At 66.7% G+C, this 17,199-nt stretch carries 18 protein-coding genes; 15 read left to right on the top strand and 3 right to left on the bottom strand.

Annotation, left to right across the window (positions count from 1 at the left end; genetic code table 11):
* Window positions 1–7: 7 nt before the first annotated feature.
* The 3 genes from OQZ28_RS03720 to OQZ28_RS03730 are packed head-to-tail and all read right to left on the bottom strand — an operon-like array spanning window position 8 to window position 4,260.
* Window positions 8–1,681 (bottom strand): M3 family oligoendopeptidase, encoded by a 1,674-nt coding sequence (locus OQZ28_RS03720; protein ID WP_458135175.1) that lies wholly within the window; start codon window positions 1,679–1,681, stop codon window positions 8–10.
* A gap of 49 nt (window positions 1,682–1,730) precedes the next feature.
* Window positions 1,731–3,671, bottom strand: coding sequence for an OPT family oligopeptide transporter (locus tag OQZ28_RS03725; RefSeq protein ID WP_458135176.1), 1,941 nt, complete (start codon window positions 3,669–3,671; stop codon window positions 1,731–1,733).
* 10 nt (window positions 3,672–3,681) lie between these two features.
* On the bottom strand, window positions 3,682–4,260 hold the full coding sequence (locus tag OQZ28_RS03730; RefSeq protein ID WP_130730563.1) for a hypothetical protein: 579 nt from the start codon (window positions 4,258–4,260) through the stop codon (window positions 3,682–3,684).
* 251 nt (window positions 4,261–4,511) lie between these two features.
* On the opposite strand from OQZ28_RS03730, the gene ispH reads away from it, so the two are divergent.
* The 15 genes from ispH (at window position 4,512) to rplS (ending at window position 17,084) form a co-directional block, all read left to right on the top strand.
* A complete protein-coding gene (gene ispH / locus OQZ28_RS03735) occupies window positions 4,512–5,510 on the top strand; it encodes a 4-hydroxy-3-methylbut-2-enyl diphosphate reductase (RefSeq protein WP_078524456.1) in 999 nt (332 codons plus the stop codon).
* Between the two features lie 13 nt (window positions 5,511–5,523).
* Window positions 5,524–6,495, top strand: coding sequence for a homoserine kinase (locus OQZ28_RS03740; RefSeq protein WP_458135177.1), 972 nt, complete (start codon window positions 5,524–5,526; stop codon window positions 6,493–6,495).
* Window positions 6,492–6,992, top strand: a complete 501-nt coding sequence (gene rnhA, locus OQZ28_RS03745) for a ribonuclease HI (protein ID WP_458135178.1) — start codon at window positions 6,492–6,494, stop codon at window positions 6,990–6,992. Before OQZ28_RS03740 ends, rnhA begins: the two co-directional genes overlap by 4 nt.
* Window positions 6,989–7,711: an ABC transporter ATP-binding protein gene (locus OQZ28_RS03750; protein WP_130730560.1), complete on the top strand. Its 723-nt coding sequence runs from the start codon at window positions 6,989–6,991 to the stop codon at window positions 7,709–7,711. The genes rnhA and OQZ28_RS03750 overlap by 4 nt, the downstream gene beginning before the upstream one ends.
* A gap of 228 nt (window positions 7,712–7,939) precedes the next feature.
* Window positions 7,940–8,719, top strand: a complete 780-nt coding sequence (locus OQZ28_RS03755) for an ABC transporter permease (protein WP_458135240.1) — start codon at window positions 7,940–7,942, stop codon at window positions 8,717–8,719.
* A 183-nt stretch (window positions 8,720–8,902) separates the two neighbouring features.
* On the top strand, window positions 8,903–9,808 hold the full coding sequence (locus OQZ28_RS03760; protein WP_458135179.1) for a nucleoside hydrolase: 906 nt from the start codon (window positions 8,903–8,905) through the stop codon (window positions 9,806–9,808).
* 182 nt (window positions 9,809–9,990) lie between these two features.
* The gene (gene pstC, locus OQZ28_RS03765; protein ID WP_130730558.1) at window positions 9,991–10,953 is read left to right on the top strand and encodes a phosphate ABC transporter permease subunit PstC; all 963 of its coding nucleotides are present in this window, start codon (window positions 9,991–9,993) and stop codon (window positions 10,951–10,953) included.
* A gap of 1 nt (window position 10,954) precedes the next feature.
* A complete protein-coding gene (gene pstA, locus OQZ28_RS03770; protein WP_458135180.1) occupies window positions 10,955–11,863 on the top strand; it encodes a phosphate ABC transporter permease PstA in 909 nt (302 codons plus the stop codon).
* Window positions 11,860–12,645: a phosphate ABC transporter ATP-binding protein PstB gene (gene pstB, locus OQZ28_RS03775; RefSeq protein ID WP_078524450.1), complete on the top strand. Its 786-nt coding sequence runs from the start codon at window positions 11,860–11,862 to the stop codon at window positions 12,643–12,645. Before pstA ends, pstB begins: the two co-directional genes overlap by 4 nt.
* A 145-nt stretch (window positions 12,646–12,790) precedes the next feature.
* Window positions 12,791–13,327: a Spy/CpxP family protein refolding chaperone gene (locus OQZ28_RS03780; RefSeq protein ID WP_458135181.1), complete on the top strand. Its 537-nt coding sequence runs from the start codon at window positions 12,791–12,793 to the stop codon at window positions 13,325–13,327.
* A 197-nt stretch (window positions 13,328–13,524) separates the two neighbouring features.
* Window positions 13,525–14,919 (top strand): signal recognition particle protein, encoded by a 1,395-nt coding sequence (ffh, locus tag OQZ28_RS03785; RefSeq protein WP_061272112.1) that lies wholly within the window; start codon window positions 13,525–13,527, stop codon window positions 14,917–14,919.
* A 58-nt stretch (window positions 14,920–14,977) separates the two neighbouring features.
* A complete protein-coding gene (gene rpsP, locus OQZ28_RS03790) occupies window positions 14,978–15,322 on the top strand; it encodes a 30S ribosomal protein S16 (RefSeq protein ID WP_010506467.1) in 345 nt (114 codons plus the stop codon).
* A gap of 40 nt (window positions 15,323–15,362) precedes the next feature.
* Entirely contained in the window at window positions 15,363–15,914 is a 552-nt protein-coding gene (rimM, locus tag OQZ28_RS03795; protein ID WP_458135182.1) for a ribosome maturation factor RimM, read from the top strand.
* Window positions 15,911–16,657: a tRNA (guanosine(37)-N1)-methyltransferase TrmD gene (trmD, locus tag OQZ28_RS03800; RefSeq protein ID WP_458135183.1), complete on the top strand. Its 747-nt coding sequence runs from the start codon at window positions 15,911–15,913 to the stop codon at window positions 16,655–16,657. The genes rimM and trmD overlap by 4 nt, the downstream gene beginning before the upstream one ends.
* Before the next feature lie 31 nt (window positions 16,658–16,688).
* Window positions 16,689–17,084 (top strand): 50S ribosomal protein L19, encoded by a 396-nt coding sequence (gene rplS / locus OQZ28_RS03805; RefSeq protein WP_130730553.1) that lies wholly within the window; start codon window positions 16,689–16,691, stop codon window positions 17,082–17,084.
* The last annotated feature ends 115 nt before the right edge of the window (window positions 17,085–17,199 follow it).

Genomic DNA, 17,199 nt, shown 5'->3' on the forward strand with positions numbered 1-17,199 from the left:
TCCGTTTTCAGTCATCCAGCAGGGCGCGGGCGGTGCGCACCACATCGGCCAGCGTGCCGGGCTGGAAGGGAGACTGAAGCCCGGCAGAACGCACGAGCCGGGTGAAGGGTTGCGCCCCACCCTGCGCGCACAGGTCCACATAGGCCTTCAGTGCGCCCGGCATGTCGTCGCGGCTGCGGATCCAGAACTGCATGGCGCAGCACAGGGCCAGCGCGTAATCGATGTAATAGAACGGCGAGCGGTAGATATGCCCCTGTGCCTGCCACCGCCCCCCCATGGTGGGGTGGGGCAGGCCGCCATAGTCGCGCCAGGGCAGGTAGCGCTGCTCGAGCGCGCGCCACACGGCATGGCGCTCGGCGGGGGTCATGTCGGGGCGGGCATAGACCTCGTGCTGGAAGTGATCGACACACACGCCGTACGGCAGGAAGGCGAGCGACGAGATGAGGTGCATGCGCCGGTAGCGCTCGCCCTGACCGGGCTCGACCATCAGGTCGATATGCGGCCAGGTGAGGAATTCCAGCGCCATCGAGTTGATCTCGGCGGCGTCCATGGTTGGCCACAGCAGGTCGATGGCGGGCAGCTTGCGGCTTTTCCAGTTCTGGTAGGCATGGCCCATCTCGTGCGTGAACACGTTGATGTCGTGCTGCGTGCCATTGAAGTTGGCGAAGATGAACGGCATGCCCACCGTGGGGAAGGACGTGCAGAACCCGCCCCCCGCCTTGCCGGGCCGGTTGATGAGGTCGAGATAGCCGTTCTCGCGCATCTGGGCAAAGAAGGGGCCGAGATCGCCGCCCATGCGGTCGAACATGGCCTGCGCGCGCGCCATGAGCACGTCATGCCCGCCTGCCGGGCGGGGGTTGCCCAGCGGGTCGACCAGCGGTTCATCCCATGAATATAGCACCTCCCACCCCATGGTGGTGGCGCGTTTGCGCACGATGTCATGCACCAGCGGCACGACATGGGTGCGCACGTCCTCGCGAAAGCGGGCAACATCGGCAGGCCCGTAATCCACGCGGCGCATGCGGCGGTAGGCCAGCGGAATGTAGCTGTCATAACCCAGCGTGCGCGCCATGCCATCGCGCAGGTGCACCATGTCATCAAACAGGGTATCGAGCCGGGTCGCGTTTTTGGCAAAGAACGCCCAGCGCACCTGTTCGGCCTGCTGGCGCACGGACCGGTCGGTGCTCTCGGCATAGGGGGCGAGGCCGGACAGGTTGACCTGCTGGCCGCCAATCTCCACCCGCGCGCTGGCCAGCAGGGCGGTGTATTCACCGCTCAGGCGAGCTTCCTCCTCCAGCGCATCGGCAATGCGGGGGTCGAAGGTGGTGATGTCGGTGCGCCACAGTTCCAGCGTGTGGGGCGTTACCACCTGGGCCACCGCCGTGGGGTCGGGGTATTCGAGCAGCCTGCGCTTGAGGGTGACTTCATGCGCGGTGACATACGGGCCCAGCCCATCGGCGTAATCACGGTCGGCCTTGGCGGCCGGGCTGGTGGTGTCCTGTGCGAAGCGCAGGTCGACCAGGGCGGACCAGCTTTCATAATCGCGGCGGATCGTATCGAACAGGCCTGCGGCTTCGGCCACGCGACCCTGATCGAGCAGGGTCGAGACCTGGCCGAAGCGCAGGGCCAGCGCATCACGCGCGGGGCGGGGAAAGGCGAGGCTGTCAAAAGGGCGGGACATGCAGGCAGGGTGCCATGGAAAGCGGGCCTGCGTCCATGCCCCCAGCGGGTTATTGGCCCGCACCACGCCGTTGCGCGCGACCAAACCACAGGCACAGGGCGCAGAAGGCCGCAAGCCCTGCCAGTTCGGGCAGCGTGCCGCCCATGCCCGCGGGGCGCAGCGAAAGCGGCGCGTCACGCCCGCTTGCAGCCGACAGGCAGGCCAGCACCACCCCGGTCAGGCTCTCGCCCACGATCAGCCCCGAGGCGACCATGGTGCCCTGATGGCGGCCCGCCCCTTTGGTCAGCCGGGTCATGACATGGCCAAGCAGGGCGCCCACGGCCAGCGTCATGGAAATGCTCATGGGCAGGTAGATGCCAATGCCCACGGCCAGTGGCGGCAACGCGCCGCGCCCGCTGCGGCGCAGGGTGCCATCGAGCGCAATCAGCCCGCAGCCTGTGGCCACCCCCAGCCCCAGCATGCTCCAGTCAAGCTGATGCAGGAAAATGCCCGATGTGATCATGAGCAGGAGTGCTGGCTGCGGGGCAGCCAGCGCCTGCGCGGGGTCCATGCCCGCATGCGGCATGGCACCCACGAAGCCGTAGGTCTGGTACAGCACGTTGAGCACGGGCGGAATGACCATGCCCCCGGTCACGCAGCCGATCAGCAGCGCGATTTCCTGTCGCCACGGCGTGGCATTCACCATGCGGCCGGTTTTCAGGTCCTGCAGGTTGTCATTGGCAATGGCGGCGGAGGCGGTGATGGCGGTCAGCGCATACAGGCAGAACCCGATGGCGAAATGCTGCCCCTGCGCCCCTGCGAACAGCCCCACCGCGCGTAGCGCCACGAACACGCAGGCCAGGCACATCGCCGCAAGGATGATAACGCCCGACAGCGGCGAGGAGGATGACCCCACCAGCCCCGCCATGTAGCCGCATGCCGCCGCCACGAACAGCCCCAGCCCCAGGCAGCACGCAAGCCCCGCCAGCGCCGCCACCAGCGCCGATACAGGCCCGACGGATGCGGAAAAGGCCATGAACATGCCGCCAATCGTCACGGTCACCAGCCCGGCCACGGCCAGCATGGCCCGTGGCGGGAGGTCGGTATCGGTGCGCTCGGGCCGGGCCGCCGTGGCGGGCTGGCGCGCCAGCAGCGTGCGCATGCTGCCCAGCAGCGGGCGGCCCATGCGCAGCACGGTCCAGATGGCGGCGACGCCAATCAGCCCTACGCCGATGAAACGCGCCTTGTCCTTCCAGATCCTGGTTGCGAAATCACCCGCACCCAGTCCCGGCGGGTGCGGCAGTAGGTGCGCCATGACGGGAATGGCGACCTCCCATGTCAGCAGCGCGCCGAGCAGCATGGCCAGTCCGCCTTCCAGCCCCACGAGATACCCCGCGCCGAGCAGCGCGGGTGAAAAGCCGATCGAGAACCGGAAGGCCGAAAGCCCATAGGCAAGCGAGGCCGTCATCCCATCGCCCAGCAGCCGCAGCCCCGCCGTGGCGAAGGTGAGGCAGCCCGCAAGGAGGCCGCCCTGCACCAGCGCGCGCAGCCCGCCGGGGCTTTCGCCATGGTGGCCCGCGCGCAGGATCTCGGCCGCCGCCACCCCTTCGGGGAAAGGCAGGGTGGGGTCGGCCAGCATGACCCGGCGCAGCGGGATGGTGAACAGCACGCCCGTCATGCCGCCCGCCGCCGTGAGCAGGGCTGTCTGGAGGAAGGGGAAGCGCTGCCAGAACCCGGCCATGACCAGCGCGGGCAGGCTGGCGAACACGCATGACAGCGTGCCCGCCGCCGAAGCCTGGGTCTGGACGAGGTTGTTCTCGAGGATCGTGCCGCCGCCCAGCGCGCGCAGCACCGCCATGGAAATGACGGCGGCGGGGATGGAGGTCGCCACCGTCAGCCCCACCCGCAGGCCCAGATAGACATTGGACGCGGTGAAGACGACCGTGATCAGCGCGCCGATCACCACGCCGCGCCAGGTCAGTTCCCTCGTATCTGCTGCGCGGTCGGGCATGGGGGCGGCCTTACATCTTGTGGAAGGTGGGCATGACAAGATGGGCGCGGTTGAAGTCAAGCTGCGCCTTGGTGAGCTGGAAGCCTATCTCGATATGGTACTGGTCGCTGTGGATATGGCGCGACACCGGCAGCGTGATGGGAATGTTGCGGGTGTGGGTCAGGTCCTGCATGCGCCCGTCATCAAACGAGACATGGGCCACGAATTCCTTTTTGCTCTTGATCTCGCCATTGAACACAACGGCCACGAAATACGGGATGTTGACGAAATTGACCCCCGAGGCCGGGCCGCGCTCGACATGCAGGCCGATCTGCATGTTGGTCATGACCGTGCGGTGCTGGCCTTCCTCGCACGAGCCGACCACGCGTGTCAGGCCGGCGCGCGCCACGAGGTGGGTAATGTCATGGTCATTGCCGGTGTACTGGTAGTAATCCGCCGCCTCGCCCGGAATTTCCACCACCGGGCAGGCCGGGGCGAAATCGATCGAATCGGATTCGCCCTCGCACGCGCCCAGCAGGGACAGGCCCGCGACCGTGCAGATTTTCAGGGCATTGCGCCACAGGCGCGGCGACACAGGGGCAGGGATCATGCGGGTGTTCCGGCTAGGTCAGGTGTGGATGTAGCCCCACGGCACGGGCATGGCACGGGGCGGGATGTGCAGGCGGCAGGACGTGGGGGGAGGACAGGCATGGCAGAATACGTTAGGATGAACGGGAAAATGGCTTGCGCCATTGCCGTGGTTTGCGTAGGGCCGGGTCCATCGCTCGGGATGCCGGCGCCGCAACTGTAGCAGATCGCGGCCCGTATCCTATACCGCCCGCCGGATGTTTGGGGAACACCATGCCCGACCAGATGATTCATACGCCCGATAATACCGCCGCCGATGCCCCGCCCCGCGTGCTCAAGGTGCTGCTCGCAGGCCCCCGCGGCTTCTGCGCCGGTGTCGATCGTGCCATCCGCGTGGTGGAGGAAGCAATCCGCCGTTATGGCGCGCCGGTCTATGTCCGCCACGAGATCGTGCATAACCGCACCGTGGTCGAGGCGCTCGAGGCGCAGGGCGCGATCTTTGTCGAGGAACTCGATGAAGTCCCCGCCGATGGCCAGGTCGTGTTCTCGGCCCATGGCGTGCCCAAGACCGTGCCGGCCGAGGCCATGCGCCGCAACCTGCTTTACCTGGATGCCACCTGCCCGCTGGTCTCGAAAGTGCACCGCGAGGCCGAGCGCCACTTCGCCGATGGTGGCCCGGAAAGCCGCCATATCCTGATGATCGGCCATGCCGGCCACCCCGAAGTGGTGGGCACCATGGGCCAGCTGCCCGTGGGGGCCGTCACGCTGATCAACGATGCCGAGGAAGCCCGCACCGTCCAGCCGGCCGACCCCTCGCGGCTTGCCTTCATCACCCAGACCACGCTCTCGGTTGATGACACGGCGGAGATCGTGGACATCCTGCGCGACCGCTTTCCGCTGATCGAAGGCCCGCGCCGCGAGGATATCTGCTACGCCACCACCAACCGGCAGGAAGCGGTCAAGGCCATCGCGCCGGGCTGTGACCTGGTGATCGTGATCGGCTCGCCCAACTCGTCGAACTCGCAGCGCCTGCGCGAGGTGGCCGAGCGCTCGGGCGCGCCGCGCGCCCTGCTGGTGCCGCGCCTGAACGCGCTGGACTGGTCGGCGCTCGATGGCGTGTCCACGCTGGGCATCACGGCTGGCGCCTCCGCCCCGGAATCGCTGGTGCAGGAAATGGTGGCCGCCCTTGCCAAGCGCTTCACGCTCGAGATCGAGGAAATTACCGTGAAGGAAGAAAACGTGGCCTTCCGCCTGCCGGCGCCGCTGGGCTGATCCGTACCGTCACATGGCAGTCTATACCGAAGTGCCGGACGATGCGCTGGCTGCGTTTCTCGAAGGCTATGACATCGGCAGGCCCGTCGCCTGCCACGGCATTGCGGAAGGGGTGGAGAACAGCAATTTCCTGCTGAAGACCACCGAGGCCACCTTTATCCTGACGCTCTATGAGCGCCGGGTGAACCCCGGGGAACTGCCATGGTTCCTCGGGCTGATGCAGTATCTGGCCGCGCGCGGGCTGTCCTGCCCGCTGCCGGTAGCCGACCGCCACGGCCGCACGCTGCGTGAACTGTGCGGCAGGCCTGCCGCCATCACCACCTTCCTGCCCGGCAAGGGTGCCGTGGCGGTGGATGTCGATATGTGCGCGCAGGTGGGCACCGCCATGGCGCGGCTGCACCTGCTGGGCGAGGGGTTTGTTGCCGAGCGCCCCAACTCCATGGGGCCGCAGGCCTGGACCGGGCTGCTGGATGCCTGCCGTGCGCGCGGTGATGAACTGCGCGCGGGTCTCGTGCGCGATATCGGGGCGGTGCTGGCCCGCGTGCTGCCCGCATGGCCGGGGGTGGGCAACAACCCCACCCTGCCGCGTGGGCAGATCCATGCCGACCTGTTCCCCGATAACGTGTTTTTCCGTGACGGGGCGCTCTCGGGCATCATCGATTTCTATTTCGCCTGCACCGACTGGTATGCCTATGACTTGGCCATTACCATCAATGCCTGGTGTTTCGATGCCGACCATCGCTTCATGCCCGCGCGGGCGGCGGCCATGATCGCGGCCTACCGCCACGTGCGCCCGCTGGAAGAAGCGGAAGACGCGGCCCTGACCACGCTGGCCACGGGGGCGGCCATCCGCTTTACGCTCACCCGGCTGTATGACTGGATCAACACCCCGCCCGATGCGCTGGTCACGCGCAAGAACCCGCTTGATTATCTGGCGCGCATGGAATTCTTTGCCGCCCATCTGGGTCAGGAATTCCCCGCATGAGCGAAGACACATCTCCGGCCGGCGTGGCGCAGCCCACGACCGATCTGGTGGAAATCTGGACCGATGGCGGCTGCAAGCCCAATCCCGGCCCCGGTGGCTGGGGGGCGCTTCTGTGCTTTCGCGGGCAGGAGCGCGAGCTTTCTGGCGGGGAGGCGGAGACCACCAACAACCGCATGGAACTCACTGCCGCCGCCGAGGCGCTCGAGGCCCTCAAGCGCCCCTGCCGCGTGGTGCTGCATACCGACAGCGAATACGTGCGCAACGGCATCACGCGCTGGAGCACCGGCTGGGTGCGGCGCAAGTGGCGCAATGCGGCGGGCGACCCTGTGGCCAACATGGACCTGTGGCGGCGGCTGCTCGATATCAGCGCAAGGCACGAGATCGAGTGGAAATGGGTGCGCGGGCATTCGGGCGATGTAAATAACGAGCGCGTGGACCAGATGGCCACCGCCGCGCGTGATGCGCTGGGCATCGCCTACCCCAAACGTAAAAAATGACGCCGCCCCCCGGCATCCGGCTTGAAGGCGTCGGGCTGGACTTTGGTAGCGCCCCGCTGTTTCGCGGGCTGGACCTGCTTCTGGCCGCCGGGCACATGACCGTGCTGCTCGGCGCAAGCGGGGTGGGCAAGACCTCGCTGCTGCGCATGATTGGCGGGCTGGCCGTGCCGGATTACGGGCATATTGTCGCTGATGATGGCCTGCCCCTTGCGGGCAGGGTGGCGTGGATGGGCCAGCAGGACCTGCTGCTGCCCTGGGCCAGCGTGATTGATAACGTGACACTGGGCGCGCGCCTGCGTGGCGGGCGGCCTGACCGCGCCCGCGCGCGTCACCTGCTGGGCTGCGTGGGGCTGGCCGATCAGGCGGGCATGCTGCCTGCCGCCCTGTCTGGCGGCATGCGCCAGCGCGCGGCCCTTGCGCGGGTGCTGTATGAAGATCGCCCCGTGGTGCTGATGGATGAACCCTTTTCCGCGCTCGACAGCGTCACGCGCGCGCGCATGCAGGATCTGGCCGGGCGCATGCTGGCCCAGCGCACCGTGGTGCTGATTACCCATGACCCGCTCGAGGCCTGCCGCCTGGCTGATACCATGCTGCTCATGGCAGGCAACCCCGCCACCCTTACCCGCATGGACGTGCCCGAGGGCGCCGTGCCGCGCCCGGTCGATGCCCCGGCGGTGTTGCGCGCGCAGGCGGGCCTGCTGCGGCGGATGATGCAATGACACCCCCCATCCGTTCCTGTGCCCTGACGGTGGCCCGTGCGCAGCCACACCGGCTGCGGTGGGGGGCGCAATGAGAGGCCGCATTTTCCCTTCGGTAGAGACGGCGTGCGCAGTCGTATTGGCGGCGAGGGCCATGACAGGCTTCAGCTCTCTCCATGTCATGAAAGCGCGGTGCCCGGTATCTGGTGCGTCGGTGCCGCCCACGCGGTCATGCTGGTGGCGGGGGCGATGACCCGGCCCGCTTCCCATCGCGCCATGGCGGTGCTGCGCCCGGTGCTGACCTGTGCCGGGCTGGTGGCCCTGTGGGGGGCGCTGGCGCGGTGGGGGCATGTGCCGCCCTACATGCTGCCTGCGCCGGATGCCGTGGCGCGCGCCCTGTGGTCGGGCCGCGCCCAGCTTGAACCTGCGGCCCTGACCACGCTGGAGGAAACCCTGCTTGGCCTTGGCATCGGCATCGGGGCGGGCAGTGCGCTTGCCATCGCCATGGCGCTGTGGGCGCCCCTGCGGCGTTGGGTCATGCCGATGGTGCTGCTCAGCCAGGCGGTGCCGGTTTTCGCACTCGCGCCGCTGCTGGTGCTGTGGTTCGGATTCGGCATGGCGTCCAAGGTGGTGATGGCGGTGCTGGTCATCTTCTTTCCCGTTACATCAGCACTTGGCGATGGTCTGCGCCAGACCGAGGCGGGGTGGATGGACCTGGCCCGCACCATGGGGGCCACGCGCTGGCGCGTGCTGGTGCATATACGCCTGCCCGCCGCCATGCCCGCCTTTGCCACCGGCGTGCGCATGGCCACGGCCATTGCCCCCATCGGGGCGGTGGTGGGGGAGTGGGTGGGGGCATCCTCCGGCCTTGGCTTTCTCATGCAGACGGCGAATACCCGCTTCCAGACCGACCTCATGTTTGCAGCCCTTGCCGTGCTGGCCGCCATGACCGTGCTGCTGTGGTGGGGGGTGGACAGGCTTCTGGCGCGGGCGCTGTACTGGCGGCCAGCCCATGCGGATATTAATTAAAGTATTGTTTTAAAAAGGATAAAAGTTTTTTTCTGCCGCCCTTGTTTTAAAAAGGCGGCGTTCCCTGAAGTTTTTTGCACAAAGCTTCACCAAAAACTTTCTCATGTTTGCGCCGTGGTTGACGGAACTGTTGTAACAGGCCACCACCAACACACCGCGCAACCCATGCAGGACAGGATGCCCATGACACGCCCCATCATTCTTGATCTGACACCCGGCGCGCAGGCAGCGGCAACCCTGCTGGCCGCCCTCCAGTTGCCCACGCATGTGCGGCTGGCGGGCGTGCTGTTCAGCGGTGAGGCCACGGAGGTCGGGGTTGCCATGGCCCATGCGCGCGACATGCTCGACCAGTATGGCCTGGCGGATGTGGGCGTCTACGCAGGCGCGCCCGGCCCGATGGTGCCTCCCTATGGCGCGGGGCGCAGCCTGCCTGCGGGGCATGACGGGTTGGGGGCGGCCGCGCTGGTGCAGGCCATACGCGCCTGCCCGCCCGATAGCGTGAGCGTGTGCTGTAGCGGCCCGCTGAGCACGCTGGCCCTTGCCATGGTGCAGGCCCCCGATCTGGCGGGGCACCTGCATGGCGTGGTCATTGCGGGCGGCGCCTTTCATGTGCCGGGCAATATGACGACGGTGGCCGAGCGCAATATCGCAGCCGACACCGAGGCCGCGTCCGTCGTGTTGGGGATGGACGTGCCGGTCACGCTCGTGCCGCTCGACTGCACGTCCCGCTTCGTGGCCGATGCGGTGTGGATGGAACAGCTCGCCCCGATGGGCCGCAACCCGGCCTCGGTCGCGGGCCGGGTGCATGCCGATCTGGTGGCCGCCCGCATGGGCCGCGGCGGTGGCAACGGGGCCGACCTTGCGCTGGCGCCCGCTGCCCCCCTGCTGGCACTGGTGGCGCCCACCCTGTTCAGCGGGCATCTGGCACATGTGGAGGTGGAATGCTGCGGCACGTTCACCCGGGGCATGACCGTGATCGAGCCGCTCGGGCCTTCGGGCGACCTGCCCAATGCCCTCGTGCTCGAGCGCATGTCGGTTGATGCGGCGCGTGGCGTGCTGCGCGACCTGCTGCTGGCCGCGGTGCAGTGACGCGGGGCACATGCCGCCGGAATTGCACAAAAATACAACGATATGATGCAAACTTTGCCCTTGGGCGATCATGACGGTTGCAGAACCGCCATCCGGTCCAGTATTGGTCCCGGCATTCCGGTGTGCCTGCGGGCGCGAATGTTGAGAACTTTGATGCGTGTGGCGGCACGGAGGTCTTCTGTATGGAGCGGTCTGCAACATCCCCTTCGGCCCTGACCGGGGCGGCAAAGGGAAACGGGGATGCCGTATTCGCCGCCATTGTCCGCTGTAGCGCAGCCCTGATCCTGCTGGGGCTGGGCGGCATGGTCGCCGTCATGGCCTGGGGGGCGCGCGGCGCGTTTGCCAGATTCGGGCCGGGCTTCGTGTTTGACAAGGCGTGGAATCCCGTCACCCAGCATTTTGGCGCGGCGGCCCCGATGTTCGGCACGGTCATCACCGCGCTGCTGGCCATTCTTCTCGCCGTGCCGCTGGCCTTCGGCATTGCCGTGTGGCTGACCGAGATCGCCTCGGCGCGGATCGCAGGCGTGATCGGCACGCTCATCCAGCTTCTGGCCGCCGTGCCGTCCATCATCTTCGGCATGTGGGGCTTTGCGGTGCTGGTGCCGTTCATGGCGCATTATGTCGAGCCGCTGGCCAGCCACACGCTGGGCCGGGTGCCAGGCATCGGCACGCTGTTCCGTGGCGCGCCCTACGGCACCGGCTTCCTGACCGGCGGCATGATCCTCGCGGTCATGATCACGCCTTTCATCTGCGCGGTGATGCGCGATGTGTTCCTGTCCATCCCCGCCGTGCTGAAGGAAAGCGCCTACGGGCTGGGCATGACGCGGTGGGAGGTGGTGCGCCGCATCATCCTGCCATGGTCGCGCTCCTCGGTGGTGGGGGGCGTGATGCTGGGGCTGGGTCGCGCACTGGGCGAGACGATGGCCATCACCTTCGTGATCGGCAACGCCAACCATATCGGCTGGTCGCTGTTCTCGCCGGGCAACACGATCGCCTCGCTCATCGCCCTCGAATTTCCCGAAAGTGCGGTGGGCAGCCTCAAATTTTCTTCCCTCATGGCGGCAGGGTTCCTGCTCATGCTGATCTCCCTGGGCACGCTGGTCTGTTCGCGGCTGCTCCTGCGCACCAAAGCGGCGGGCCGCTGACATGACCACCCATCCGACCACCCCAGCCGCACAGGCAGCCCCCTGCGCCGGCGCGCGCTGGCAGGGCAACAGCGTGTCCGACATCCGCCGCCGCATGGTGGACCGCGTGGCCACCGCCCTGTGCTGGGCGGCGACCGTGCTGGTGCTGCTCATGCTGTTTTCCATCCTGTTCGTGCTGGTGCGCAACGGGGTGGGTGGCCTGCGCTGGGTCACGTTCGTGCATGTGACCCTGCCGCCGGGGCAGGCGGGGGGGCTGGCCAACGCCATCGTGGGCAGCTTGATCCAGACCGGGCTGGCCGTGCTGATCGGAGCGCCCGTAGGGCTGTTGGTGGGCATCTACCTTGCCGAGTTTACGGCCACTGACGGGAAGCTGATCAATTTCGTCCGCTTTGTCTCCGACCTGCTGCTTTCGGCCCCGTCCATTCTGGTGGGGCTGTTCATCTACATGATCGTGGTGGTGCCGAGCGGGCATTTCTCGGGGCTTGCGGGGGCGCTGGCGCTGTCCATGCTGGTGGTGCCGGTGGTGGTGCGCACCACCGAGGACATGCTGCGCCTGGTGCCGCTGGCCATGCGCGAGGCGGCGATTGCGCTGGGCGCGCCACGGTGGCGGATGATCCTGTTCGTGTGCCTGCGCGCCGCGCGCGAGGGGGTGGCGACGGGCATCCTGCTGGCGCTGGCCCGCGTATCAGGCGAGACGGCGCCGCTGCTGTTCACCTCGCTGGGCAACATGAACTGGTCGATAGCCCCCGGCAAACCCATGGCCAGCCTGCCGGTCACCATCTACCAGTATGCGGGTGCGGCCTATGCGGACTGGACCGCGCTGGCCTGGACCGGCGCGCTGCTGATTACGGCGGCCATCCTGATGATCAACATAACCGTGCGGCTGGGGCTGGGACGTAACAGGAAATGAACATGACAGTCGCGCAGAATGATGCCGCGCCCGCAGCGATCTCGGTGCGGAACCTCGATTTCTATTACGGCGCGCACCATGCGCTCAAGAATATCTCCATCGACTTCCCGCAAGGGCAGGTGACGGGCATGATCGGGCCTTCAGGCTGCGGCAAGTCCACGCTGCTGCGCGTGCTCAACCGCATGTACGACCTCTATCCCGGCCAGCGCGCCACGGGCGAGGTGATCTTTGATGGCTGCAACATCATCGGCCCGAAGGTGAACCTCAACGTGCTGCGCTCGCGCGTGGGCATGGTGTTCCAGAAGCCCACGCCATTCCCCATGTCGATCTATGACAACATCGCCTTTGGCGTGCGCCTGCATGAGCGGCTCGACCGCGCGGCGATGGAGGCGCGGGTGGAAGACGTGCTCAGGCGCGTGGCCCTGTGGCCCGAGGTGCGCGACCGGCTGCGCGATTCGGCGGCGGCCCTTTCGGGTGGGCAGCAGCAGCGTCTGTGCATTGCGCGCACCATCGCCACCCGCCCCGAAGTGGTGCTGCTCGATGAGCCGACCAGTGCGCTCGACCCGGTCTCGACCGCGCGCATCGAGGAACTGCTCGATGAGCTGAAGGCCGATTTCACCATCGCCATCGTCACCCACAATTTGCAGCAGGCCGCGCGCTGCGCCGACCAGGTGGCGTTCTTCTACATGGGCGAGGTGGTGGAGGTAGATAGCGCCGACCGCATGTTCACCACGCCCCGTGAAAAGCGCACGCAGGATTACATTACCGGGCGCTTTGGCTAGCCGCGCCCGGACCTTACATTTTGTAGCAAGTTTGTCCCTATTGAACCGGGCGGGGTGATGTAGCGTTGCGTTTACAGGCCTTGTGTCAGCCGCAGGCTGCATGCAGGGTATGAAGCAGGTTATAACAGGAGTAGACTTGGTTCCCATGATGAAGAAACTGATTCTCGCTGCCACGATCGTCGGCGGTATGGCAACCGGCCTTTCCGGTCAGGCTTTTGCAAAGCATCACCATGGCCCGCCGCCGCCGCCGGGTGGTGGCTGCGGCATGATGGCTGGCCCGATGGGCGGCCCGGGTGGCGGTGGCTACGGCATGCCGTTCCTTGGCAACGTGCAGCTGACCTCGGCCCAGCACAAGAAGCTGCAGGCGATCCTGAAGGACAGCCACCCCGATTTCCGCGCCGACATGGAGCAGGAGCATGGGCTGCACAAGCAGATCCAGAACCTGCTGGTGGCGCCGGGCAAGGTTGATGAATCCCAGATCGTTGGCCTGCAGCAGCAGATCACGGCCATTCACCAGCGCCATGAAGCCGCCCGCCTGCAGACGGCCATCCGCATCCACGACATCCTGACAGCCGACCAGCTGAACCAGATCCGCACGACGCAGGACAAGGTCGACAGCCTGCACGAGCAGCTGCGTGCGCTGACCGCGCCCCCGCAGCCGCCGGAAGATGCGAAGAAATAAGACCGCCCTGCCTGCCCCGCGCAGGTGAGGCCTGAAAGAAGCGGCTGCCCGGCTCCGTGCCCGGCAGCCGTTTTTTATTGCGGATTCCCGGCAATGCTTGACAGGCAGGGGCAGGGCGCGATACATCGGCCCGACTAATCAGGCACGTCACTTCGCGAGGGTTCGCGCAGTGGCGCGTCTTCTTTTGGGGAAATACGTTGTTCGAGACGCTGTCAGGCAAGCTTTCCGGTGTGTTCGATGGTCTTGCCAAGCGCGGGGCCCTGTCGGAAGCAGATGTTACGGAAGCAATGCGCGAAGTGCGTCTGGCCATGCTGGATGCCGACGTGGCGCTGCCTGTCGTCAAGGATTTCGTCAACAAGGTGCGTGAACGTGCCGTAGGCCATGAGGTGCTCGACAGCATCTCGCCCGGCCAGGCCGTTGCCAAGATCGTCAACGATGCGCTGATCGATGCCCTTGGCGGCGCCGGTGCGGTTCCCCTCAACCTCAATGCCGCCCCGCCGGTGCCGATCCTGATGGTCGGCCTGCAGGGCTCGGGCAAGACCACCACATCGGGCAAGATCGCCCGCCGCCTCGCCCAGCGCGAGCGCAAGAAGGTGCTGCTCGCGAGCCTCGATACCCAGCGCCCCGCTGCCCAGTTGCAGCTCGCCCAGCTGGCCGAGCGCGCGGGTGTGACCTCGCTGCCCATCATCGCGGGCCAGACGCCGGTGCAGATTGCCGAGCGCGCCATGGATACGGGCCGCCGCGAGGGGTATGACATCGTCATCCTCGATACCGCTGGCCGCCTGTCCATCGATGAAGCGCTGATGGACGAGGTCCGCGCCATCCGTGCCGCGACCGATCCGGCGGAGACGCTGCTCGTCGTCGATGCCATGACCGGGCAGGACGCGGTCAACACCGCCAAGGCGTTCAACGAGGCCGTGGGGGTGACCGGCGTGGTCATGACCCGCATGGATGGCGATGCCCGTGGCGGTGCCGCCCTGTCCATGCGCGCGATCACGGGCGCGCCGATCAAGCTGACCGGCTCGGGCGAGAAGCTCGACGCCCTGGAGGAATTCCACCCCGAGCGTGTTGCCGGCCGTATCCTCGGCCTTGGCGACATCGCGGGCCTGGTGGAAAAGGCCGCCGATACCCTTGATCATGAGGAGAGCGAGAAGCTCGCCCTCAAGATGATGCAGGGCAAGTTCGATCTGGATGACTACGCCGCCCAGATCCGCCAGATCAACAAGATGGGGTCCATTTCCGGCATTCTGGGCATGCTGCCGGGCATGGGCAAGCTGAAGGACGCGCTGGGCGACAAGGAGCTTGATACCTCCGTGCTCAAGCGCCATCAGGCCATCATCTCATCCATGACCCGCAAGGAGCGGCGCACGCCCTCCATTATCAAGGCCTCGCGCAAGAAGCGCATCGCCAGCGGGTCCGGTACGACCGTGCAGGAGATCAACCGTCTGCTCAAGCAGTATGACGCCATGGCCTCCATGATGAAGCGGTTCAGCAAGTTGGGCGTGAAGGGACTGATGCGTCAGGGTCTGTCCGCACTCATGCCAAACGGGGGTCGCCCCCCGGGCGGCGGCGGGCGGCCACCTTTCGGCTGAGCCTGAGCGTCGTTCCCGTTTTTTCTTTTTGTCTTTCTACTGTCTGGAGAAATCTTAAATGAGCCTCAAGATCCGTCTCGCCCGCGCTGGTGCGAAGAAGCGCCCCTACTACCACATTGTCGTGGCTGACAGCCGCTCCCCGCGTGATGGCCGCTTCATCGAGCGCGTGGGTTCGTACAACCCGATGCTGCCGTCCGACCACGCCGACCGCGTGCGCCTGGTGGCCGAGCGCATCACGCACTGGCTGTCCAACGGCGCGCTGCCGACCGACCGCGTGGCCCGTTTCCTGGGCAACGCTGGCCTGGCGCCGAAGCCGACCTGGAACGAGCAGCCCAAGAAGTCCGCGCCCAAGAAGCGCGCGCAGGAGCGTGCCGCCGCCGCTGCCGAAGCAGCCGCAGCGTAACTGACGCGATAGACAGGCAGGAAAGGCAGGCAGTCATTCCATGAACCGCGATCAGGTCCTGATGGGTGTGGTGGGTCGTCCGCATGGCGTGCGGGGGCTTGTGCATGTGCACAGCTACACCGCCGTGGCGGAAGACCTGGCCACCTATGACGGGCTGGTCGATGATCTGGGCCGCCCGTGGCGGCTGACATGGCATGGCAATGGCATCGCCCGGCTGCATGATGCGGCAGGCAATGTCATTGATAGCCGTGAGGCCGCGCAGCAGATGGTCAACCGCAAGCTGTACGTGCCGCGCACCAGCCTGCCCGAACCCGATGCGGATGAATTCTACTTCGCCGATCTGGTCGGGCTGGAGGCGCGCGAGCAGGGCAGCGGGCGGGTGATCGGCCGCGTGATGGCCGTGCATGACTATGGCGCGGGCACCAGCCTTGAAATCGATGGGACAGGGGGCAACCTCCTGCTGCCGTTCACCGAAGGCTGCGTGCCGGTGGTGAATGTGCGCGCAGGCTGGATTGAAGTCTGCCTGCCCGACGAGATCGAGGTTCCGGTCGAATGCTTTCCCGGCACGGCCAGCGCGGATGATGCGCCATGACGTGGCAGGCAACGGCACTGACGCTGTTCCCCGCCATGTTCCCCGGCACGCTGGGGCAGTCGCTGGCCGGGCGCGCGCTCGAGCGTGGCATCTGGTCAATGGATGCGCGCGACATGCGTGACTACGGGCTGGGCCGCCATCGGGTGGTGGATGACACGCCCTTTGGCGGTGGCGCGGGCATGGTCATGCGGCCTGACGTGGTGGCTGCGGCCATTGCCGATATCGACCGCGCCGGTCGCCCGCTGGTGTATCCCACGCCACGCGGTCGTCCGCTGGCGCAGGCCGATATCCGCCGTTATGCGGCGGGGCCGGGCGTTGTGGTGCTGTGTGGCCGCTACGAAGGGGTGGATGAGCGCGTGCTCGAAGCCTCTGGCGCCGAACAGGTCTCGATCGGGGATTACATCCTCTCGGGCGGGGAGGTGGCGGCAACGGTGCTGCTTGATGCCTGCGTGCGGCTGCTGCCGGGCGTGATGGGATCGGGCGAGAGCGCGGTTGAGGAAAGCTTTGCCGACGGCCTGCTTGAATATCCGCTTTATACCAAGCCGGCGCAATGGGACGGGCGCGACGTGCCCGAGGTCCTGCTGTCCGGTCATCATGCCGCGATCGCCAAATGGCGCCGCGCGGCATCCGAGACGGTGACGCAGGCGCGTCGGCCGGACCTGTGGGCGGCCTACCAGGCCCGCACGGGTCAAGACATTCCCCGGACTACAGGCCCCCGTGCCGATGTGGACCGGCTGAACTGAACATGAAATCCTATCGAACGAGGACCGGATCATGAATGTTATCCAGAAGTACGAGGCGGAAGAGATCGCCCGCCTGACCGCCATCCGCGCGGTGCCCGAATTCGCGCCGGGTGACACCGTGCGCGTGGGTGTGGAAGTGGTTGAAGGCACCCGCAAGCGCGTGCAGAACTACGAAGGCGTGGTCATCGCCCGCTCCAACAAGGGCCTGAACAGCAACTTCACCGTGCGCAAGATTTCCAACGGTGAAGGCGTGGAGCGTGTGTTCCCGCTGTATTCCCCCACCATTGCCGAGATCGCTGTGGTGCGCCGTGGCGTTGTGCGCCGCGCGAAGCTGTATTACCTGCGTGGCCGTCGCGGCAAGTCCGCCCGTATTGCCGAGCGCAAGCGCGAAGTGGCAGCACCCGCCGCGACCGCGGCAGCCGAGTAATACACCGACCCTTCGCCCGTTTCCCGCCGCATGGTGGAAACGGGCGAACCGTTTCATGCAAGATTTTCCGGCTGCCTGTTGTGTGCGTCGTTTGCGCGTGATGGCGGCCTGTTTC

This window comes from Komagataeibacter sp. NFXK3, assembly GCF_054182245.1.

Bases quoted from the DNA above. Each gene is read 5' to 3' on its own strand.
- rnhA (WP_458135178.1), top strand. From the start codon at position 6,492: ATGAGCGAAGACACATCTCCGGCCGGCGTGGCGCAGCCCACGACCGAT.
- OQZ28_RS03750 (WP_130730560.1), top strand. From the start codon at position 6,989: ATGACGCCGCCCCCCGGCATCCGGCTTGAAGGCGTCGGGCTGGACTTT.
- pstA (WP_458135180.1), top strand. From the start codon at position 10,955: ATGACCACCCATCCGACCACCCCAGCCGCACAGGCAGCCCCCTGCGCC.
- trmD (WP_458135183.1), top strand. From the start codon at position 15,911: ATGACGTGGCAGGCAACGGCACTGACGCTGTTCCCCGCCATGTTCCCC.
- OQZ28_RS03725 (WP_458135176.1), bottom strand. From the start codon at position 3,671: ATGCCCGACCGCGCAGCAGATACGAGGGAACTGACCTGGCGCGGCGTG.
- rpsP (WP_010506467.1), top strand. From the start codon at position 14,978: ATGAGCCTCAAGATCCGTCTCGCCCGCGCTGGTGCGAAGAAGCGCCCC.
- OQZ28_RS03780 (WP_458135181.1), top strand. From the start codon at position 12,791: ATGATGAAGAAACTGATTCTCGCTGCCACGATCGTCGGCGGTATGGCA.
- OQZ28_RS03740 (WP_458135177.1), top strand. From the start codon at position 5,524: ATGGCAGTCTATACCGAAGTGCCGGACGATGCGCTGGCTGCGTTTCTC.
- ispH (WP_078524456.1), top strand. From the start codon at position 4,512: ATGCCCGACCAGATGATTCATACGCCCGATAATACCGCCGCCGATGCC.
- rimM (WP_458135182.1), top strand. From the start codon at position 15,363: ATGAACCGCGATCAGGTCCTGATGGGTGTGGTGGGTCGTCCGCATGGC.
- rplS (WP_130730553.1), top strand. From the start codon at position 16,689: ATGAATGTTATCCAGAAGTACGAGGCGGAAGAGATCGCCCGCCTGACC.
- pstB (WP_078524450.1), top strand. From the start codon at position 11,860: ATGAACATGACAGTCGCGCAGAATGATGCCGCGCCCGCAGCGATCTCG.
- OQZ28_RS03720 (WP_458135175.1), bottom strand. From the start codon at position 1,681: ATGTCCCGCCCTTTTGACAGCCTCGCCTTTCCCCGCCCCGCGCGTGAT.
- OQZ28_RS03730 (WP_130730563.1), bottom strand. From the start codon at position 4,260: ATGATCCCTGCCCCTGTGTCGCCGCGCCTGTGGCGCAATGCCCTGAAA.
- pstC (WP_130730558.1), top strand. From the start codon at position 9,991: ATGGAGCGGTCTGCAACATCCCCTTCGGCCCTGACCGGGGCGGCAAAG.
- OQZ28_RS03760 (WP_458135179.1), top strand. From the start codon at position 8,903: ATGACACGCCCCATCATTCTTGATCTGACACCCGGCGCGCAGGCAGCG.
- OQZ28_RS03755 (WP_458135240.1), top strand. From the start codon at position 7,940: ATGACCCGGCCCGCTTCCCATCGCGCCATGGCGGTGCTGCGCCCGGTG.